Source organism: Xanthomonas campestris pv. badrii (assembly GCF_012848175.1).
Classification (GTDB): Bacteria; Pseudomonadota; Gammaproteobacteria; order Xanthomonadales; family Xanthomonadaceae; genus Xanthomonas; species Xanthomonas campestris_C.
The window spans coordinates 3,355,422-3,374,133 of sequence record NZ_CP051651.1 but is presented as its reverse complement, the minus strand read 5'-3'; the positions used below and the strand labels follow the sequence as shown (position 1 = coordinate 3,374,133).

Below are 18,712 nucleotides of genomic sequence, written 5' to 3'. Positions count from 1 at the left end.
TTTTCCGTCGCCCAGCGAACCGGCGTGCAGTGGCTGGCGCGCTGCATGCAGCTCACCTGTTGCGCGGCGATCAGTCCAGGAACAGCTCGACCACGTCGTTGGTGAAACGGCGGCCCAGTTCGGTGGGCAGCATGCGTCCGTCGTGCTCGACCAGCCAACCCTGCGCCTGCGCGCGCGCCAGCGGTGCGGCAATCGCCGAGGCCGGCAGCCCGGTGCAGGCTTCGAAGTCGCCCAGCCGCAAGCCTTCGTGCAGCCGCAGCAGGTTGAGCATGTATTCGAACGGCAGCCGTTCGCGCGGCACGATGTCGTCGCCGCCGATCGACGCCGCCGTACCGGCACTGGCCAGATAGCTTTGCGGATGCTTGTGTTTCCAGCGCCGCAGCACCTGCTGCTGTGCACCGGAGCTGATCTTGCCGTGCGCCCCGGCGCCGATGCCCAGGTAATCGCCAAAGCGCCAGTAATTGAGGTTGTGCGCGCACTGCCTGCCCGGTTTGGCGTAGGCGCTGACTTCGTACTGCGCATATCCGGCCTCGGCCAGCAACGCTTGGCAATGTTCCTGGATATCCCAGGCCGCATCGTCGTCGGGAATGCCGGTGGGCGGCCGCGCGAAGAACACCGTGTTCGGCTCCAGCGTGAGCTGGTAGTGCGACAGATGCGTGGGCTGCAGCGCGAAGGCGCGCTCCAGGTCGTGCTCAGCCTGGGCCAGGGTCTGCTCTGGCAGGGCGTACATCAGATCGATATTGACATTGTCGTAGCCGGCATCCTGCGCCAGCTTGATCGCACGTTCGGCCTCGCCGCTGTCGTGGATGCGCCCCAGCCGTTGCAGCGCCACATCGTCGAAGCTCTGCACGCCGAAGCTCAGCCGGTTCACGCCCGCCGCGCGGTAGTGCTCGAAGCGGCCATGTTCGGCGGTGCCCGGGTTGGTTTCCAGGGTGATTTCCAGATTCGGCGCAAACCGCAGCCGCGCCGCGGCGGCCTGCAGAAAACGGTCGATCGCCGCGGGCGGAAACAGGCTGGGCGTGCCGCCGCCGAAGAACACCGAATGCACCACCCGGCCCCAGACCAGCGGCAGATCCGCGTCCAGATCGCGGATCAGCGCATCCACGTAGTCTTCGAACGGCAACGCACCCTTGGCCGCATGCGAATTGAAATCGCAGTACGGGCATTTGCGCACGCACCAGGGCAGGTGCACATAGAGCGAGAGCGGCGGGGGAATCAGCTCAGGCATGACACGAGGCGTTGGTCACAGCGCCAGCGCATGCAGCTTGTGCTGCAGCGTGGCCAGCGCCACCGCGCGATGGCTCAGGCGGTTCTTCAGATCGCTGTCCATTTCTGCGGCGGTCAGGCCGTGCGCCGGGTCCAGGAACACCGGGTTGTAGCCGAACCCACCGTCGCCGCGCGGCGCGGTGGTGATCACGCCTTCCCAGCTGCCTTCGGCGATCAGCGGTTGCGGATCTTCCGGATGGCGCAGCAGCACGATCACCGCATAGAAACGCGCGCTGCGGCGCTCGGCCGGCACCTCGCGCATGGCCTCGAGCAATTTCGCATTGTTGGCGTGTGCATTGGTGGGACTGCCGGCATAGCGCGCGCTGTACAGGCCGGGTGCGCCGCCCAGTGCATCGACGATCAGGCCCGAGTCGTCGGCCAGTGCCGGCAGGCCGGTCACCGCGCTGGCGTGGCGGGCCTTGATCAAGGCGTTCTCGACGAAGGTCAGGCCGGTTTCCGGCACCTCGTCCACGCCCAGCTCGCCCTGCGCCACGATGCGCAGCGGCAGGCCGGCCAGCATGGCACGCAGTTCTTCCAGCTTGCCGGCGTTGCCGCTGGCCAATACCAGTTGCTTCATTGCACAGGCTCCAGCAGATCCCACTTGGTGCCGTACAGGTCGCGGAACACCGCGACCGTGCCGTACGGTTCTTCGCGCGGGGTTTCCAGAAATTCCACGCCAAACGCCTGCATCGCCGCGTGGTCGCGCCAGAAGTCGTCGGTGTAGAGGAAATGATCCACCCGTCCACCGGTCTGGTCGCCGATGCGTGCGCGCTGCGCCGCATCGGCCGGCTGCGCGAGCAGCAGGGCGGCGGCGTCTGCGCCGCCCGGACCGATCACCACCCAGCGCTTGCCGTCGCCCAGTGCACGGTCTTCCCGCACCTGGAAGCCCAGCGCGCCGGCGTACCAGGCGATGGCCGCGTCGTAGTCGGCGACCAGCAGCGTGGTCAGGGCGATGCGGCGCTTCATCCGGCCAGCGCGGCGCGTTGCAGCGCGAACAGTTCGCCCATGCCTTTTTCGGCCAGCGTCAGCAGCGCATCGAGTTCTTCGCGGCGGAAGGCATGGCCTTCGGCGGTGCCCTGCAGCTCGATGAAGCCGCCGCCGTCATTCATCACCACGTTCATGTCGGTGTCGCAGTCGCTGTCTTCCGGGTAATCCAGGTCCAACACCGGCTCGCCGCGGTAGATGCCCACCGACACCGCCGCCACCGCGCCGATCAGCGGGTGCTTCTTGATGTCGCCTCGCTTGATCAGCAGGTTCACCGCATCGGCCAGCGCCACGTAGGCACCGGTGATGGCCGCGGTGCGGGTGCCGCCATCGGCCTGCAACACGTCGCAGTCCAGGGTGATGGTGCGCTCGCCCAGGGCATTGCGATCCACGCAGGCGCGCAATGCGCGGCCGATCAGGCGCTGGATTTCCAGCGTGCGCCCGCCCTGCTTGCCGCGCGCGGCTTCGCGGTCGGAGCGGGTGTGGGTGGAGCGCGGCAGCATGCCGTATTCGGCGGTGACCCAGCCTTCGCCCTTGCCGCGCAGGAAGTTCGGCACGCGGTTTTCCACGCTGGCGGTGCACAGCACGCGGGTGTCGCCGAAGCTCACCAGCACCGAGCCTTCGGCATGGCGGGTGAAGGCGCGTTCGATGCGCACCGGGCGCAGCTGATCGGCCATGCGGCCGCTGGGACGGGAAAAGGTCATGCGTGAGTCCGGAAGTCGGGAGGTGGTCGGTCGGCGCGTGGCGGGGCGGTCAGCCAGCGCGGGCGGCTAGGGTACCATTCGCGCTTTGATGGAACGGGATTGACGATGATCCGAAGCATGACCGCATTCGCCAGTGGCGAACGCATCACGCCCTGGGGGACGCTGGGCTGCGAACTGCGCTCGGTCAACCACCGCTTTCTGGAGGTCGGCACCCGCTTGCCGGAGGAGTTGCGTGCGCTGGAGCCGTTGCTGCGCGAACGCGTGGCGGCGAAGAACAGCCGCGGCAAGCTGGACCTGACGCTGCGCCTGCGCGCGCCGGAGCATGCGCAGTCCCTGGCCGTGAACGAAGCGCTGCTGCAGGAACTGGGCGCACTGGCCACGCGCCTTGACGGCATGTTCCCCAAGCTGCAGGTCGGCTTCACCGAGCTGCTGCAGCTGCCCGGCGTGCTGCAGGTGCAGGACGTGGATGCACCGGCCCTGCAGGCGCAGGCGCTGGCGCTGCTGGACGAAGTGGTGGACAGCTTCGTGGGCGCACGCGAGCGTGAGGGTGCCAAGCTGGCCGAGGCGATCAGCGAACGGGTGGATGCGATCGAGCGCATCGCTGCCGAGGTGCGCAGCCTGATCCCGGTGATCCGCGAAGGCCAGCGCTCCAAGCTGGCCGCACGCCTGGCCGACCTGCCGCATCCGGTGGATCCGGGCCGTGCCGAGCAGGAGCTGGTGCTGTGGCTGCAGAAGCTCGATGTGGACGAGGAACTGGACCGGCTGTCCAGCCACATCGGCGAGATCCGCCGCGTGCTCAAGCAGCGCGAACCGGTGGGCCGCCGCCTGGATTTCCTGCTGCAGGAGTTCAACCGCGAAGCCAACACGCTGGGCTCCAAGTCGGTGGACAGCCGCACCTCCAACGCCGCAGTGGATCTGAAGGTGTTGATCGACCAAATCCGCGAGCAGGTGCAGAACATCGAGTAGCCGGGAATAGGCAATCGGGAATGGGGAATCGTCAAAGCAGGTACGATTCACCCCTCGGCCTGCCTGCTTGGCGCGGTGCCCCATTCCCTATTCTCGACTCCCTATTCCCTAAAATGCGCGGCACTCTCTATATCGTTGCGGCCCCCTCGGGCGCCGGCAAGAGCAGCATCGTCAACGCCACCCTGGCACGCGACCCGAAGATCGCCTTGTCGATCTCGTTCACCTCGCGCGCGCCGCGGCCGGGCGAGCGGCATGCCGAGCACTACCATTTCGTCTCTGCCGACGAGTTCCAGGGCATGATCGAAGCGGGTGATTTCTTCGAGTACGCGCTGGTGCACGGCGACTGGAAGGGCACCGCGCGGCAGTCGGTGGAGCCGCAACTGGCCGCCGGCCACGACGTGCTGCTGGAGATCGATTGGCAGGGCGCGCGCCAGGTGCGCCAGAAGGTGCCCGATGCGGTGAGCGTGTTCATCCTGCCGCCATCGCGCCAGGCGCTGGACGAGCGCATGCGCAAACGCGGTCAGGACAGCGAGGACGTGATGGCGCAGCGCCTGGCCGCCGCGCGCGAAGAGATGCTGCATTTCGAAGAGTTCGACTACGTCATCATCAACGAAACCTTCGACACCGCGGTGTCGGAGATGTGCGCCATCTTCACCGCCAGCCGCTTGCGTCGGCAGGCCCAGCAGCAGCGGCACGCGCAGCTGATCCAGGCCTTGCTGGACTGAGAGCGGCTGAGTCGCTGTCGCCGGCGGCCCGCAAGCGGGCATGCGCGGCGCAGTGGGATCGCCTGTTCCGGGTTGGCGGGCGCCGTGGCCATTTGCGCCCAGGACGCAAGAGTGGGGCATGCCGTTCTGCGCACCGGTACGTCCGGCAGGGTCGATCGGCATGGTTCAAGTCGCTGATTTCAAAGGAAACTGAACGGTCACCGGTTGCCCGCCCCGCAGGGCAGGCGTACACTCCGCCCCCTTTCCCTCATTCGATGCGCGGCCGTTGCTGGTCGCCGGGAGCCCGCATGGCCCGCATTACCGTAGAAGATTGCCTGGAAGTCGTGAACAACCGTTTCGAGCTGGTCATGATGGCCTCCAAGCGTGCCCGTCAGCTCGCCAACGGCGTGCAGCCGCTGATCGAGAACGCCGATGCCAGCGACAAGCCCACCGTAATGGCGCTGCGCGAGATCGCTGCCCGCCGGATCGACAATGCGCTGATCGATGAAGTCGAGAAGGCCGAGCGCGAGCGTGCCGAGCGCGAAGCGCTGGAATGGGCCGCCGCCGAAGTGGTTGCCGACGAAGACATGTCCAAGAACGACGACTGATCGCTGGCACCTGCAGTGATCCGGACAGCCCGCCTCGACGCGGGCTGTTTTCGTTCACGGCCTTGGCGATACGCCTGTGCGTGCAAACGTTTGCCGTCACTGCGCCGCTGGCATAGTCTTCCGCCATGAACCCAGGCCCCACTGCCCAGGCGAGCGCGGCAACGTCCCCGCCCTCCGACCCGGCGATTCCCGACTACGTCCTGCACTTCGAACGCGCTGCCAGCTACCTGCCCAAGGAGCAGCTGCCGATCCTGCGCCGTGCCTGGGAAGTGGGCGCCACCGCGCATGCCGGCCAGACCCGCAAGTCCGGCGAGCCCTACATCACCCACCCGGTGGCCGTGGCCGGGGTGCTGGCCGAGCTGGGCCTGGACATGGAATCGCTGATCGCCGCGATCCTGCACGACACCATCGAAGACACACCGCTGACGCGCGAGGAGCTGGCCTCCGAATTCGGCGAAGCGGTGGCCGAGCTGGTCGACGGCGTCACCAAGCTGGACAAGCTCAAGTTCCGCGACCGCCAGGAAGCGGCCGCCGAAAGCTTCCGCAAGATGCTGCTGGCGATGTCGCGCGATTTGCGCGTGATCATGATCAAGCTGGCCGACCGCCTGCACAACATGCGCACGCTGGGCGCGCAGAGCACCGAGGCGCGCGGCCGCATCGCCCGCGAAACGCTGGAGATCTACGCGCCCATCGCCCAGCGCCTGGGCATGAGCCTGATCAAGTCCGAGCTGCAGAACCTGGGCTTCCGCGCGCTGTATCCGTGGCGTCACGCCATCATCGAAAAACATATCCGCAGCCAGCCGGTGGTGCGGCGCGAATCGATGGCGCAGGTGGAGGTGCAGCTGAGCCAGCGGCTGGCCAAGGAGGGGCTGGAGCACCGCCTGGTCAGCCGCATCAAGACGCCGTGGAGCATCTATTCGAAGATGCATGAAGAGAACAAGTCCTTCGACCAGGTGATGGACGTGTTCGGCTTCCGCCTGGTGGTGCGCACGGTGGCCGATTGCTACCACGCACTGGGTGCGGTGCATGCCACCTTCAAGCCGCTGGACGGGCGCTTCCGCGATTTCATCGCGATCCCGAAGGCCAACGGCTACCAGTCGCTGCACACGGTGTTGTTCGGGCCGTACGGCTCGCCGATCGAGGTGCAGATCCGCACCGAAGAGATGGACCTGATCGCCGAGCGCGGCGTGGCGGCGCACTGGACCTACAAGGTGGGTTCGGCGGCGCCCAACAGCGCGCAGAGCCGTGCGCACGACTGGATCGTGGAGCTGATCGATTCGCAGCGCGCCGCCGGTTCGTCGCTGGAGTTCCTGGACAACGTCAAGGTGGACCTGTTCCCGGACGAGGTCTATCTATTCACGCCCAAGGGCAAGATCCTGGCGCTGCCGCGCAATTCCACTGCGCTGGATTTCGCCTATGCGGTGCATACCGACGTGGGCAACCGCGCGGTGGCCTCGCGCGTGGACAAGAAGCTGGTGCCGCTGCGCACCAAGCTGGTCAGCGGGCAGGCGGTGGAGATCATCACCGCGCGTTCGGCCACGCCCAAGCCGCAGTGGCTGGAATTTGTGGTCAGCAGCAAGGCGCGCACCGCGATCCGCCACCAGCTCAAGCAGCTCGAACACGAAGACGCCGTGCAACTGGGCCACCGCATGCTCGATCGCGCGCTGGAAGCGATGGACTCCTCGCTGGAGCGTCTGCCCAAGGGCCGGCTGGATGCGTTTCTCAACGAACACCGTTACCCCCGCCTGGAAGCGCTGTTGGCCGATGTGGCGCTGGGCAACTGGATGCCGACCCAGGCCGCGCAGGCGCTGATGGCCTACGCCGAACTGCGCGGTGGCGGGCATTCCAAGCATTCGCACGAAAAGATCCTGATCGACGGCAGCGAGCGCGGCGTGATCAGCTTCGCCAACTGCTGCCAGCCGATTCCCGGCGACGAGATCATGGGCTACCACACCGCCGGCAAGGGCATCGTGGTGCACCGGCTGGATTGCCCGAACCTGGCCGAGTTGCGCAAATCGCCCGAGCGCTGGGTGCCGATCGACTGGGATTCCAACGTCAGTGGCGATTACGACACCGCGCTGATCGTGGAGGTGGAAAACCGCACCGGCGTGCTTGCGCAGCTGGCTGCGGCCATTGCGCAGAGCCAGTCCAATATCGAGCGCGTGGATTATCTGGACCGCGATTTCAATGCCGCGGTGCTGCGCTTCAATATCCAGGTGCGCGACCGCCGCCACCTGGCCGAAGTGATGCGGCGGTTGCGCCGCCTGCATGTGGTGCAGAGCGTGGGGCGCCAGTAGGCGAGTCGGTGCTGCCGTTCCTAGGCGCCTCAGCTTGAGGGGGGCCATGGTTCTGCACGACGCTGGCGTGGGACGATGCACAGGATACGACAGCTACCGCTGCAGGGCGCGTAGATAGCATCCGGGCAACAGGCGCCTAGCCGCATGCATGCTCCACCGACCCGCATTCGCCTGGCATGTCGCGGGCACCACCGGCGGGTCGATACGCTTAGAATCTATCCGTAAACGATATTAAGGAAACTCTGAACAATCCATCCTGATCTGCCACGATCGATCAAGGACCCGAGTAGACGATTTCGATGCAACTGACCTTCGGCGACGCGGAGTGCAATGGCAAGCGCAAGCGCACACGGCGCGAGGTGTTCTTGGCCGAGATGGATCAAGTGGTGCCGTGGAAGACCTTGCTGGCGCTGATCGAGCCGCACTACCCGAAGTCCGGGCAGCCGGGGCGCCAGCCGTATCGGTTGGAAGCGATGCTGCGCATCCACTTTTTGCAGCAGTGGTATGCGCTGAGCGATCCATCAGCGGAAGAAGCCCTGTACGACACGGTGTCGATGCGCCGTTTCGCCAAGATCGGCGGGCTGGATGAGGTGCCGGACGAGACGACGATTCTCAACTTCCGCCATCTGTTGGAGCAGCACGATCTGGCGCGCAAGCTGTTCGATCGGGTCAACGCGCACCTGTCGCGCAAGGGGCAAAGCTTGCGCGGCGGGACGATCGTGGATGCCACGATCATCGCTGCGCCCAGCTCGACCAAGAACAAGCAGGGCGAGCGCGACCCGGAGATGCATCAGACCAAGAAGGGCAACCAGTATTACTTCGGGATGGAGGCGCACATCGGGGTGGACGACGACTCCGGGCTGGTGCACCACGTCGAATGCACGGCGGCCAACGTGGCCGATATCACGCAAGCGCACAAGCTGCTGCACGGCAAGGAAGGCACGGTGTGCGGGGACAGCGGCTACACCGGGCTTGAGAAGCGCGATGAGATGAAGGGCAAGCGCAAGCTGCGCTACCTGATCGCGGAGAAGCGCTCGAAGCTGAAGCAGATCAAGAACAAACGTGAATCGAAGCGAGCCAAGCGTAGGGAGTACACCAAGGCCAGCCTGCGGGCGAAGGTGGAGCATCCGTTTCGGGTGATCAAACGCCAGTTCATCAAGGTGCGCTATCGCGGTTTGGCGAAGAACACCGCGCAGGTGCTGACGCTGTCTGCGCTGTCGAACCTGTGGCTGAAGCGTAAGCATTTATTACCTGCCGTGGTCGACGTGCGCCCGTAGTTTGGGAAACCGGCAGCAAATGCGCCGAAAACGGCAAAAATCGAGGGTTTGAACGCAAAATACGCGGCCCTGGACGGCTTTTCATGTCTGCTGGCGGTGTTGATCAGAGTTTCCTTAACGGTCAGCGGCACCTTGCGGAAGGCAATGATGGCTGCTGCCAGGTGGTCGAGTGCAACGAAGCTACGTTCGTGCTTGTCGTAGCGCACGAGGAGCGAGGTCCCCCCGATTTTGAGTGGCCCGCCGGTCTGGAGTCCAATTCCCTACCCCGAGAAGATTGGGCGTGAAGAAGCGGCTTTCCGAATAACAGATCATCGGCTTCCTGTGCGAAGCCGAAGCCGGCGTGGCATCAAGGATCTATGCCGGTGGCCTCGTCTCAGGGAGGCCACCTATTACCTGTGGCGCAGCAAGTCCGGCGGTATGAGCGTGCCCGATGCCAAGTGGCTCCAGGACCTGGAGGCCGAGAACGCGTAGCTGAGGAAGTTGCTGGCCGAGCGGGTATCGAAATCAGGCTTTTAGAGCCGCCCTGCTGATCATGAGCCGATATGGGGAGGCTTATTCAGCCCTTCCCTAGCTTGATTTGGGCGTGCGCTTATGGCGAGGTGCGGGCATATCGGTACGATAGAAATATCATTATCTCCTGGAGAACCCTTGTCCTCAGCTACAGAAATCCCTTGAGGAGGTTCAATTCGAGGCTGGCATGGTCTCATGGGTGCTAAAAATCAAGGGAAATTTAATATAAATCAGTAAAAACTATATAAAAATTTGATTTAATTTAAAAATAGTCGAGTAAAAATGAAAAATTTATTCAATATAGCGTTCGCGATTTCACTTCTATTTCCATTCTCGCACGCACACGCCATCGTTATTGACGAGGCAACCTTCAAGTATTATGGGGGTGACATGAACGATGTTGGAGAAAGCTTGAAATACAGCAACAGCGAGTTGCAGGAGCGCAGCCTCGAAAAGCCATGGCTCGTTGTCGGAGAGATCGCCGGGTGCACAGCAACCTGGCTTGGGGATTCGGCCGGCTGGAGCTACATCCTGACCGCTGCCCATTGCGTGGGTTACAAGGCTGAAGAAACTGCTGTTAATAATAACTTTAAAGATTGGACCGGAAAAGTCATTGCCTCTGGCTCGGGTATTGCGTACGTTCCAGCTGTAAGAATTGCTATTCCGGAAGGTATGGGCGGCGCGTCGACGGACATTGCGATCATCAAGTTGCCTACAGTTGATCATATACTCGACGCCCACGGCATAGCGCTGGAGCGCCCTGTACTTAATGATTCACTGGATGAAATGGGGCGCGATGTCATCTTCGTTGGATATGGAAGTTGGGGTGTCGGAGAAAAGTCCAATGGTGGATATTGGCCGAAGCAAGGGCCTCGGCGGATATATGCGCGCAGCCGGATCAATGAAATGTTCGAAAAAGACTATGGAATTGGTGCCAAATACAGTCCGCAGGGGCCGTCGCCGTACTGGTCAAAAACGGCTCCCGGCGATAGTGGGTCTGCTTGGTGGCAAATTCGAAATGGGGTGCCGGTCATTATCGGAGTGACAAACGGAGGGAATGCGGGAAAATCCACTGGTCCAAGGGTTAGCAAGTATGCGGATTGGTTGAAGGGGATTTATCCCGACGTACGTTTTCTCTCGCAAGAGAAGCCTCTTGGGTGTATTGTGAGTGCCGAAACTGGCGAGAAATACTGCCTGCATGTTGGCGAGTCCTCGGGTTATTCACTTCCGTCATGGATTTATCTGAAAGAGATTTATGTGGACGCCGCTCCTGGGGCCGCAGTTGAACTTTCCGACTGGGATAACCTGTCTTATAACAGGCTGGCAACCTTTAAAGGTACGGTGGAACAGGCGGGGCTTGTCAATGTGAAGTCGAAAGATGGAAGTTATCTGGACTTCTCCAAGCCAAGGTCGATGCGAGTTATTGCTGATTCCACGCCGACTGGATGTATCGTGAGTTTGATAACAAGTGAAAGATATTGCCTTCCGGCCGGGCGGCGTTCCGGATATTCGCTGCCTGCATGGATCTACCATGATGAGGTGTCTGTCGAAGCCTCGCCTGGGGTGAAGGTGAGGCTGTCGGACTGGGATAATCTTTCCTATAAAAGGATTGCGGATTTCTCTGGGGGCGTTCAGAACTACGAGTTGAAGAACGTCAAGGCGGTCAATAATGAGTACATCGATTTCTCTCGCCCTCGTTCGATGCAGGTGGTTCAAGATCCAAGTGGGCTTCCCTGAAGGACATCGGGTATCCCGACCTGCCGCAGCCATTCGAGGTGTAATGGACGATGCGGAAGGTTGCGGACGTTGACCGAAGAGCAGATCGCACGGGCTCCGCGCGATCTGCTCGTGCGCTGCGCGGTCATCGTGTTGGCCCCTCGACGGCAGGCGTGGATACAATGCGCGCTCGTTTTCAGCGTCGACGGAGTCGCCATGTCCCAGATCATCCATACCGACCAGGCGCCTGCCGCCATCGGTCCGTATTCCCAGGCCGTGCGCGCCGGCAACACCGTGTATTTCTCCGGCCAGATTCCGCTGGACCCGGCCACCGGCGAGATCGTGCCCGGCGACATCGGTGCGCAGGCGCGTCGCGCGTTCGACAACCTCAAGGCGGTGGCCGAAGCGGCCGGCGGCTCGCTCGACAAGATCGTGCGGCTGGGCCTGTACCTGACCGACCTGGGCCAGTTCGCCGCCGTCAATGCGGTGATGCAGGACTATTTCCAGGCCCCGTTCCCGGCCCGTTCCACCATCGAAGTCTCCGGCCTGCCCAAGGGCGCCGGCTTCGAAGTCGATGCGGTAATGGTGCTCGACTGATCCCGTCCGGCTGATCGGTCCCGATCCGTCGTGCCGCGCGCACCCATCGCAACGCCCAGCCTGGCCGTCGCCGGCCAGGTCGCGCTGTCCAGCCTGCCCGGCGTCGGCCCCAAGGTGGCCGAGAAGTTTGCCGCGCGCGGCATCGTGAGCGTGCAGGATCTGTGGCTGCACCTGCCGCTGCGCTATGAAGACCGCACCCGCCTGACCACCATCGCCCAGTTGCAAAGCGGCGTGCCGGTGCAGATCGAAGGCCGGGTGGATGCAGTGGAACGCGGCTTCCGCTTCCGCCCGGTGTTGCGCGTGGCGGTCTCGGATGATTCGCACGGCAGCGTGGTGCTGCGCTTCTTCCATTTTCGCGCGGCCCAGGTGGCGCAGTTCGCCGTCGGCACGCGCGTGCGGGTGTTCGGCACGCCCAAGCCCGGCCAGCACGGCTGGGAGATCGTGCATCCCAGCTACCGGGTGCTCGCGCCGGGCGAGGATGCCGGCCTGGGCGACAGCCTGGATCCGGTCTATCCGGTGCTCGAAGGCGTTGGCCCGGCCACATTACGCAAGCTCATCGGCCAGGCGCTGGAGCGGCTGCCAGCGGAGGCCGCATTGGAATTGCTGCCGCCGCATTGGCTGCAGGACCAGCAGCTGCCCTCGCTGCGTGCGGCCTTGCTGACCATGCATCGCCCACCGGTCGGCACCGATCCCCAGCAGTTGCTCGCCGGCGGGCATCCGGCCCAGCAGCGTCTGGCGCTGGAAGAACTCCTGGCGCATCAACTCAGCCTGCGCCGCCAGCGCATCGCCCTGCAGCGCTTCCGTGCCCCGCAATTGCGCGGCGGCCGCCTGGTGCAGCAACTGCGCAACGCATTGCCGTTCCAGCTCACCGGCGCGCAGCAGCGCGTGTTCGAGCAGATCGCGCACGACCTTGCGCAAGCCTCGCCGATGCTGCGGCTGGTGCAGGGCGATGTCGGCAGCGGCAAGACCGTGGTGGCGGCCATGGCGGCGATGCTGGCGGTGGAGCAGGGCAAGCAGGTGGCCCTGGCCGCGCCCACCGAGCTGCTGGCCGAGCAACACCTGAGCAACCTGCGCGGTTGGCTGGAGCCGCTGGGCATTCGCATCGTCTGGTTGGCCGGCAAGGTCACCGGCAAGGCGCGCGCCGCGGCCATGGCCGAGGTCGCCTCCGGCCAGGCCCAGGTGGTGGTCGGCACGCACGCCTTGATGCAGGACGCGGTGGTCTTCCACGATCTGGCGCTGGCCATCATCGACGAGCAGCACCGCTTCGGCGTGCACCAGCGCCTGGCGCTGCGCGACAAGGGCGCGGCCGCCGGCAGCGTACCGCACCAGCTGGTGATGACCGCCACCCCGATCCCGCGCACGCTGGCGATGTCCACCTATGCGGATCTGGATGTCTCGGCCATCGACGAGCTGCCGCCCGGCCGTACGCCGGTGCAGACGATCGTATTGAGCGCCGAGCGCCGCCCTGAGTTGGTCGAACGCATCCGCGCCGCCTGTGCCGAGGGCCGCCAGGCCTACTGGGTGTGCACGTTGATCGAAGAAAGCGAAGAGCCGGAGAAGGGCGCGCCGAGCGGGCCGCCACGCATCGAGGCGCAGGCCGCGCAGGTCACCTATGAGGCCCTGTCGGCGCAGCTGCCCGGCGTGCGCGTCGCCCTGGTGCACGGGCGCATGAAGCCGGCCGAGAAACAGCAGGCCATGCTCGACTTCAAGCAGGGCCGCACCGACCTGCTGGTGGCCACCACCGTGATCGAAGTCGGCGTGGACGTGCCCAATGCGTCGTTGATGATCATCGAGAACGCCGAGCGCCTGGGCCTGGCCCAGTTGCATCAGCTGCGCGGCCGGGTCGGCCGCGGCGCCGCGGCGTCCAGTTGCGTGCTGCTGTACCAGGGGCCGCTGTCGCTGATGGCGCGCCAGCGCCTGGAAACCATGCGCCAGACCAACGATGGTTTCGTGATCGCCGAAAAGGACCTGGAACTGCGTGGTCCCGGCGAACTGCTGGGCACCCGCCAGACCGGCCTGGCCAGTTTCCGCATCGCCGATCTGGCCCGCGACGCCGGCCTGCTGCCGCGCGTGCAGGTGCTGGCCGAGCGGTTGCTGGCCGAGGCGCCGGAGATCGCCGACCGCGTGGTGGCGCGCTGGATCGGTGGTGCGGTGCGGTATGCGGCCGCTTGAGTGGCGGGGATTCGGGACTCGGGAATCGGGATTCGTCAAAGCGGGGGTGCTGCGACCTGCACGTTTCCGGAATTCGCGCGGGTCGCCGATCCTTGCGAAGATGCCGCAACGAATCCCGAATGCCCAATCTCCAATCCCATGACAAAAAGAATACCGCTGCTCATCGATACCGACCCGGGCGTGGATGACGCGCTGGCGTTGCTGATGGCCTTCAACGACACCGGCCATGAGGTGGTCGGGCTGACCATCGCCGCCGGCAACGTGGGCCTGGAGCACACCGTGCGCAACGCCTTGAAGGTCTGCGAGATCGCCGGTCGCGCGGATGTGCCGGTGTACGCCGGCTGCCCGCAGCCGCTGCTGCACCCCTCGGTGGACGCGGCGCATGTGCACGGCATGGATGGCTTTGGCGACGTCGGTCTGGCGCCGGCCAAGCGCACTGTCGAAAACGAGCACGCCGCATTGGCCATCCTGCGCCTGTCGCACGCGTACGCCGGCGAGCTATTGCTGGTGGCACTGGGCCCGCTGACCAATCTCGCCCTGGCGTTGACCCTGGACCCGACCTTGCCGCAGCGCGTGGCGCGGCTGGTGGTGATGGGCGGGGCGCTGACCGGGCACGGCAACATCACCCCGGCGGCTGAATTCAACATCGGCTTCGACCCGGAGGCCGCGCATATCGTGTTTCGCAGCTTCCCGCACTTCGACGTGGCCGACTGGGAAGCCACCATCGCGCACGGCCTGCTGCACCGGGACGTGGAGCAGTGGCTGGCCGCCGATTCGGCCCGTGCCCGCTTCTACGAGGAAATCTCGCGCAAGACCCGGCTCTGGTCCGAGGACAGCCGCGGCGAGTTCTGGTATGCGGCCGATGCGCTGGCGATGGCGTTCGCGCTGCATCCGGACGGCGCGCAGCGCCTGGAGCAGCGCCCGGTGCATATCGAGCTGTCCGGCACCCACACCCGCGGCATGACCCTGGTGGACTGGAACCGGCAGGGCGGCGCGCCCGACAATTGCAACCTGTTGCTGGAGTACGACCGCCAGCGCTTCTACGGGCTGGTCGGCGCGGCGCTGGCGGCGGGCTAGGGCGATCTTGCGCCGGCTGCCTGCAGGCCGCTATAATGCCCGGCTTATCCAGGCAGCCCGGCGCCAAGTCCATGAAAGATAACGTGCATCCCAATTACACAGACGTCGTCTTTCACGACGTGACCTCCGATTTCAAGATCCTGACCCGTTCCACCATGAGCTCGAAAGAGACCGTGAAATGGGAAGACGGCCAGGAATATCCGCTGATCAAGGTGGAAATCTCCTCCGCGTCGCACCCGTTCTATACCGGCAAGCACAAGGTGATCGACACCGGTGGCCGTATCGACAAGTTCCAGAAGCGCTACGCGCGCTGAACTTGCAGGACGGGCTGTACCGGCAGCGGCCGCGCATTGCGCGGCCGTTGTCTTTTGGGGGGGAGTGCCGCTTCGCCTGCGCACCCCTGCGCTGCGCATCTACGACTTCTGTCCAAGCGACGGCCAAAATGCTGCTGTGCGATAATGACGTGATCCGAGGCGACGCCTTGGACTTCCATCACGTGCCTGCCCATGTGGGATCAGGCGCCTTCCACTGAAGGAGCGTACACAGTGTCCGATCTTGATCAGGTCACGCTCAACGCCGGCGACACGTCGGTCGTTCTGCCGGTTCTCAAGCCCACGTTGGGCAATGACTGCGTCGATATTTCCAAGCTGACCAAAGAAACCGGTCTGTTCACCTACGACTCGGGCTTCACCGCCACCGCCAGCTGCAAGTCGGCCATCACCTACATCGATGGCGACAACGGCGTGTTGTTGTACCGCGGTTACCCGATCGAGCAGCTGGCCGAGAAGTCCAGCTTCCTGGAAGTGTCGTACCTGCTGATGAACGGCGAACTGCCGACGGCGGACGAATTCAAGAAGTTCGACCACGAAGTGACGCATCACACGATGATGCACGAGTCGCTGAAGAACTTCCTCGGCGGTTTCCGTCACGACGCACACCCGATGGCCATGCTGGCCGGCTCGGTCGCCTCGCTGTCGGCGTTCTACCACGACACCCTGGACCTCAACGATCCGGAGCAGCGCCGTCAGGCGGCCATCCGTCTGATCGCCAAGGTGCCGACCCTGGCTGCGGCAGCGTACCGCTATTCGATCGGCTGGCCGATCCGCTACCCGCGCAACAACCTGAACTACGTCGACCGCTTCCTGCACATGATGTTCGAAGTGCCGAGCGAGCCGCTGGAGATCAATCCGGTGGTGGCCAAGGCGCTGGATCTGCTGTTCATCCTGCATGCCGATCACGAGCAGAACGCCTCGACCTCGACCGTGCGTCTGGTCGGTTCGACCGGCGCCAATCCGTACGCCTCGGTCGCAGCGGGCATCACCGCGCTGTGGGGCCCGGCACACGGCGGCGCCAACGAAGCGGTGCTGAAGATGCTCGAAGAGATCGGCACTGCCGATAACGTCGAGTCGGCCGTGGCCAAGGCCAAGGACAAGAACTCCTCGTTCCGCCTGATGGGCTTCGGTCACCGCGTCTACAAGAACTTCGACCCGCGCGCCAAGATCATCCGCGAGATGACCCACAAGGTGCTGGGCGAGCTGGGTGTCAACGACCCGCTGCTGGAAGTGGCGCTGAAGCTGGAAGAGGCCGCGCTGAAGGACGACTACTTCGTGCAGCGCAAGCTGTACCCGAACGTCGACTTCTACTCGGGCATCATCTACAAGGCGCTCAATATCCCGGTGGAAATGTTCACCGTGATGTTCGCCATCGCCCGTACCGCCGGCTGGGTGTCGCATTGGCTGGAGCAGCAGGTCGATCCGGAAATGAAGATCGGCCGTCCGCGCCAGATCTATACCGGCTACGACAAGCGCGACTACACCGACAGCGCCAAGCGCTGATCGGCTCACGTTTCGCTGCGTAAACGAGCGCCCCGCACTGCGGGGCGTTTTCGTTGTTGCCTGGCGCGCTTATCGGAGAAGACGCACTTGCCGGCAGCGGATGAGCCCATGCCGAACGGCTGTCAGGTCGAAGAGACGCGCGAAACCAACGCTACCTGCCAAACCTTGGGGTGAGCACATTCATCTGGTTGCTCTAAAGCTCTGCCGGTGCCTGGATCTTGGCAATCAACGCTTGGTCGGCGGCATCGTGCATGGATGCAATGCCGTCCAGGTCAAGCATATAGAAGTGTCCGCGGCTGGTGAGGAAGTGCCAGGCGAGCACTTGGTTGCCGTCATGTCTATGGCTTGGGTCACCGGCAGTGATGCGGTCCAGGGTGTGTCCGCTTTCCTCGCATAGGCGGTCAATCAATTTCATATAGCGCGGTTGGTGCCTGCGTGCCAGATCGATCCGCGCCTGGCGTTCCGCGGCGGGGACTGTGCTTGCAAGGCGTTCTATTTCCTGTGTTAGCCGGTCCGGCGGCAATGCCAGCAGCCGTGGGTGATGACGCAACCATGCCGAATTCAACTCGATCAGGTTTTCCTCGCGCTCCAGATCATAGAAGGCGTTGTCGCGCTGACTTAAAGATCTACGAATGGAGCTGCCCTCGCCATACGGATCCTGCACAAAGATTTCCAGGTCCTGCTGCTCAAGGCGCATGAAGTCGGCGTGGTTTTCGGCGTACAAGGCTGCATGCCTTGGAGCGCGCATCGCCTCAAGACCGCGCGCGACAAATTGCATGACCTTCGAGTCAGGGTTGGAATTCAACAGAAATTGCGCAAAGCCGCCGTTGTTGACCTGTGCTAGATAAAAATCGACGTAGTAGCTGCACAAGGCAGTTTCGGAGATTTCATCTTCCCGCATGTAGTTGCCCACCAGGGCATTGACCACGTCGATGTTTGACTGAATCAGTGCGTATGGGTCCGGGGCATCAAGACTCTCGTGCGAAACGATGATGGTGTCGGATTTCATGTGGGCGCCTTGGTTTTCTGGATGGACTAGACCGGCATGATTCCATTCTGACGGCGGATCGTCTTCAAGACTTTATTGTCAGCCTCGGGAGTGCTCGTCGGCCATGCGGGCAGGCAGGGGGGGGGCGAACGCGCGAGTTGTGGCTGACCGCGCATTGGCGGTCGCATCGTGCCTGCCGCTGCGCAGTTACCGCGTTGCGAGATGTGATGTGAATTCGTCGGCGGGCGGCTGTTCGGCAAGCAGCTGCCGCAGTTGCGCCGCCGAGGCGCGCGGCATCGGCTTTTCGTCCAGTTGCGAGAGTGGCGCCTGGCGCAGCGCATCGTAGGGCAACACGGTCAGGTCGAAGCTCAGGTCTTCGGCACTGAACAGCCACACCGGAAACTCGCCGTTGCGCTCGCGGTCCAGCCGCAGGCGGCGGGTACGCGCTTGGGCAGGAATGCGGTGTTCTTCGAGGAAGCGTTGCACCGCGTCCGCATCGTCGCTGTGCAGCTGCAGCTGTACGGGCGCATTCGCATCCGCGGTGCCCTCCAGCACCGGGCCGGTCAGTCGTGGCTGGAACCGGCTGAGGAAATCCAGCGCCCGCAACGCGGCCTCGCGGCGCTGGCGCAGCCGGGTGGTGTGGTCGGGGCCGGCGAACAGGCGCTGGTATTCGCGCAGGGCATCCTCGATCTCGCGGTTGCGCGGCAACGAGGCATCGTCATGGATGCCGAGCCGGCTGGCGGCCTTGAGCTTGGCCTGGTGGAAATCGCGGATACCGCCTTCGGCCATCAATCTGGCGGCCTCGTGGGCGAGCCGATGACGGCGTTCCCGGGTGCGCGTATCGGCGTGCTGGCGTGCGTGATGCATGATCCGGCTCCCCTGATGAACCTGGCTTCGACTCTACAACAGCCACATGAAGACATGGCGAATGCGTTGCGCCATGTCGAAAACGCCTGCGTTGTACTTTCGCCCTGGTTCCATCAGGCAATCGGCCGCAAGCGCCAGCTGCCG

The 18,712-nt window shown here is 64.0% G+C and carries 17 protein-coding genes and 2 pseudogenes; 12 read left to right on the top strand and 7 right to left on the bottom strand.

What is annotated here, in order from left to right; genetic code table 11:
• Positions 1-70: 70 nt before the first annotated feature.
• From hemW to rph, 4 genes are read right to left on the bottom strand one after another with little or no spacing between them, the layout of a single operon-like run.
• On the bottom strand, positions 71-1,228 hold the full coding sequence (hemW, locus tag HG421_RS14215; RefSeq protein ID WP_169706925.1) for a radical SAM family heme chaperone HemW: 1,158 nt from the start codon (positions 1,226-1,228) through the stop codon (positions 71-73).
• 15 nt (positions 1,229-1,243) lie between these two features.
• Positions 1,244-1,843: an RdgB/HAM1 family non-canonical purine NTP pyrophosphatase gene (gene rdgB / locus HG421_RS14210; protein WP_169706924.1), complete on the bottom strand. Its 600-nt coding sequence runs from the start codon at positions 1,841-1,843 to the stop codon at positions 1,244-1,246.
• Positions 1,840-2,232 carry a VOC family protein gene (locus HG421_RS14205; protein ID WP_169706923.1) on the bottom strand — a complete coding sequence of 131 codons (393 nt, stop codon included), beginning with the start codon at positions 2,230-2,232 and terminating at the stop codon, positions 1,840-1,842. The genes rdgB and HG421_RS14205 overlap by 4 nt, the downstream gene beginning before the upstream one ends.
• Complete coding sequence (gene rph, locus HG421_RS14200) at positions 2,229-2,954, bottom strand: ribonuclease PH (RefSeq protein ID WP_169706922.1); 726 nt, start codon at positions 2,952-2,954, stop codon at positions 2,229-2,231. Before rph ends, HG421_RS14205 begins: the two co-directional genes overlap by 4 nt.
• A gap of 105 nt (positions 2,955-3,059) precedes the next feature.
• On the opposite strand from rph, the gene HG421_RS14195 reads away from it, so the two are divergent.
• The 5 genes from HG421_RS14195 to HG421_RS14175 all read left to right on the top strand — a co-directional run bounded on the left by HG421_RS14195 (position 3,060) and on the right by HG421_RS14175 (position 8,806).
• On the top strand, positions 3,060-3,920 hold the full coding sequence (locus HG421_RS14195) for a YicC/YloC family endoribonuclease (protein ID WP_169706921.1): 861 nt from the start codon (positions 3,060-3,062) through the stop codon (positions 3,918-3,920).
• A gap of 113 nt (positions 3,921-4,033) precedes the next feature.
• The gene (gmk, locus tag HG421_RS14190) at positions 4,034-4,645 is read left to right on the top strand and encodes a guanylate kinase (protein ID WP_064510492.1); all 612 of its coding nucleotides are present in this window, start codon (positions 4,034-4,036) and stop codon (positions 4,643-4,645) included.
• A gap of 287 nt (positions 4,646-4,932) precedes the next feature.
• A complete protein-coding gene (gene rpoZ / locus HG421_RS14185) occupies positions 4,933-5,232 on the top strand; it encodes a DNA-directed RNA polymerase subunit omega (RefSeq protein WP_002812428.1) in 300 nt (99 codons plus the stop codon).
• A 125-nt stretch (positions 5,233-5,357) separates the two neighbouring features.
• A complete protein-coding gene (locus HG421_RS14180) occupies positions 5,358-7,529 on the top strand; it encodes a RelA/SpoT family protein (protein ID WP_169706920.1) in 2,172 nt (723 codons plus the stop codon).
• 299 nt (positions 7,530-7,828) lie between these two features.
• On the top strand, positions 7,829-8,806 hold the full coding sequence (locus HG421_RS14175) for an IS5 family transposase (protein WP_169706919.1): 978 nt from the start codon (positions 7,829-7,831) through the stop codon (positions 8,804-8,806).
• Between the two features lie 116 nt (positions 8,807-8,922).
• Here the strand turns inward: HG421_RS14175 and HG421_RS14170 are convergent.
• Positions 8,923-9,018: pseudogene (locus HG421_RS14170) on the bottom strand (IS5/IS1182 family transposase); the annotation flags it as partial.
• 95 nt (positions 9,019-9,113) lie between these two features.
• On the opposite strand from HG421_RS14170, the pseudogene HG421_RS14165 reads away from it, so the two are divergent.
• The 7 genes and pseudogenes from HG421_RS14165 to HG421_RS14135 all read left to right on the top strand — a co-directional run.
• Positions 9,114-9,274 (top strand): annotated as a pseudogene (locus tag HG421_RS14165) (transposase); the annotation flags it as partial.
• 324 nt (positions 9,275-9,598) lie between these two features.
• A complete protein-coding gene (locus HG421_RS14160; RefSeq protein WP_169706918.1) occupies positions 9,599-11,053 on the top strand; it encodes a trypsin-like serine protease in 1,455 nt (484 codons plus the stop codon).
• 195 nt (positions 11,054-11,248) lie between these two features.
• Positions 11,249-11,629, top strand: coding sequence for a RidA family protein (locus HG421_RS14155; RefSeq protein ID WP_159407507.1), 381 nt, complete (start codon positions 11,249-11,251; stop codon positions 11,627-11,629).
• 30 nt (positions 11,630-11,659) lie between these two features.
• Positions 11,660-13,801: an ATP-dependent DNA helicase RecG gene (gene recG, locus HG421_RS14150; protein ID WP_169706917.1), complete on the top strand. Its 2,142-nt coding sequence runs from the start codon at positions 11,660-11,662 to the stop codon at positions 13,799-13,801.
• A gap of 138 nt (positions 13,802-13,939) precedes the next feature.
• A complete protein-coding gene (locus tag HG421_RS14145) occupies positions 13,940-14,878 on the top strand; it encodes a nucleoside hydrolase (RefSeq protein WP_169706916.1) in 939 nt (312 codons plus the stop codon).
• A 71-nt stretch (positions 14,879-14,949) separates the two neighbouring features.
• The gene (locus HG421_RS14140) at positions 14,950-15,192 is read left to right on the top strand and encodes a type B 50S ribosomal protein L31 (RefSeq protein ID WP_169706915.1); all 243 of its coding nucleotides are present in this window, start codon (positions 14,950-14,952) and stop codon (positions 15,190-15,192) included.
• A gap of 231 nt (positions 15,193-15,423) precedes the next feature.
• The gene (locus HG421_RS14135; protein ID WP_104539991.1) at positions 15,424-16,713 is read left to right on the top strand and encodes a citrate synthase; all 1,290 of its coding nucleotides are present in this window, start codon (positions 15,424-15,426) and stop codon (positions 16,711-16,713) included.
• A gap of 193 nt (positions 16,714-16,906) precedes the next feature.
• On the opposite strand, the gene HG421_RS14130 is transcribed toward HG421_RS14135, so the two are convergent.
• Entirely contained in the window at positions 16,907-17,722 is an 816-nt protein-coding gene (locus HG421_RS14130) for a DMP19 family protein (RefSeq protein WP_169706914.1), read from the bottom strand.
• 186 nt (positions 17,723-17,908) lie between these two features.
• Entirely contained in the window at positions 17,909-18,568 is a 660-nt protein-coding gene (locus HG421_RS14125) for a hypothetical protein (RefSeq protein ID WP_169706913.1), read from the bottom strand.
• Positions 18,569-18,712 lie beyond the last annotated feature (144 nt).

Coding starts and splice junctions, on each gene's coding strand:
- hemW (WP_169706925.1), bottom strand. CDS start 1,228: ATGCCTGAGCTGATTCCCCCGCCGCTCTCGCTCTATGTGCACCTGCCC.
- rdgB (WP_169706924.1), bottom strand. CDS start 1,843: ATGAAGCAACTGGTATTGGCCAGCGGCAACGCCGGCAAGCTGGAAGAA.
- HG421_RS14205 (WP_169706923.1), bottom strand. CDS start 2,232: ATGAAGCGCCGCATCGCCCTGACCACGCTGCTGGTCGCCGACTACGAC.
- rph (WP_169706922.1), bottom strand. CDS start 2,954: ATGACCTTTTCCCGTCCCAGCGGCCGCATGGCCGATCAGCTGCGCCCG.
- HG421_RS14195 (WP_169706921.1), top strand. CDS start 3,060: ATGATCCGAAGCATGACCGCATTCGCCAGTGGCGAACGCATCACGCCC.
- gmk (WP_064510492.1), top strand. CDS start 4,034: ATGCGCGGCACTCTCTATATCGTTGCGGCCCCCTCGGGCGCCGGCAAG.
- rpoZ (WP_002812428.1), top strand. CDS start 4,933: ATGGCCCGCATTACCGTAGAAGATTGCCTGGAAGTCGTGAACAACCGT.
- HG421_RS14180 (WP_169706920.1), top strand. CDS start 5,358: ATGAACCCAGGCCCCACTGCCCAGGCGAGCGCGGCAACGTCCCCGCCC.
- HG421_RS14175 (WP_169706919.1), top strand. CDS start 7,829: ATGCAACTGACCTTCGGCGACGCGGAGTGCAATGGCAAGCGCAAGCGC.
- HG421_RS14160 (WP_169706918.1), top strand. CDS start 9,599: ATGAAAAATTTATTCAATATAGCGTTCGCGATTTCACTTCTATTTCCA.
- HG421_RS14155 (WP_159407507.1), top strand. CDS start 11,249: ATGTCCCAGATCATCCATACCGACCAGGCGCCTGCCGCCATCGGTCCG.
- HG421_RS14145 (WP_169706916.1), top strand. CDS start 13,940: ATGACAAAAAGAATACCGCTGCTCATCGATACCGACCCGGGCGTGGAT.
- HG421_RS14140 (WP_169706915.1), top strand. CDS start 14,950: ATGAAAGATAACGTGCATCCCAATTACACAGACGTCGTCTTTCACGAC.
- HG421_RS14130 (WP_169706914.1), bottom strand. CDS start 17,722: ATGAAATCCGACACCATCATCGTTTCGCACGAGAGTCTTGATGCCCCG.
- HG421_RS14125 (WP_169706913.1), bottom strand. CDS start 18,568: ATGCATCACGCACGCCAGCACGCCGATACGCGCACCCGGGAACGCCGT.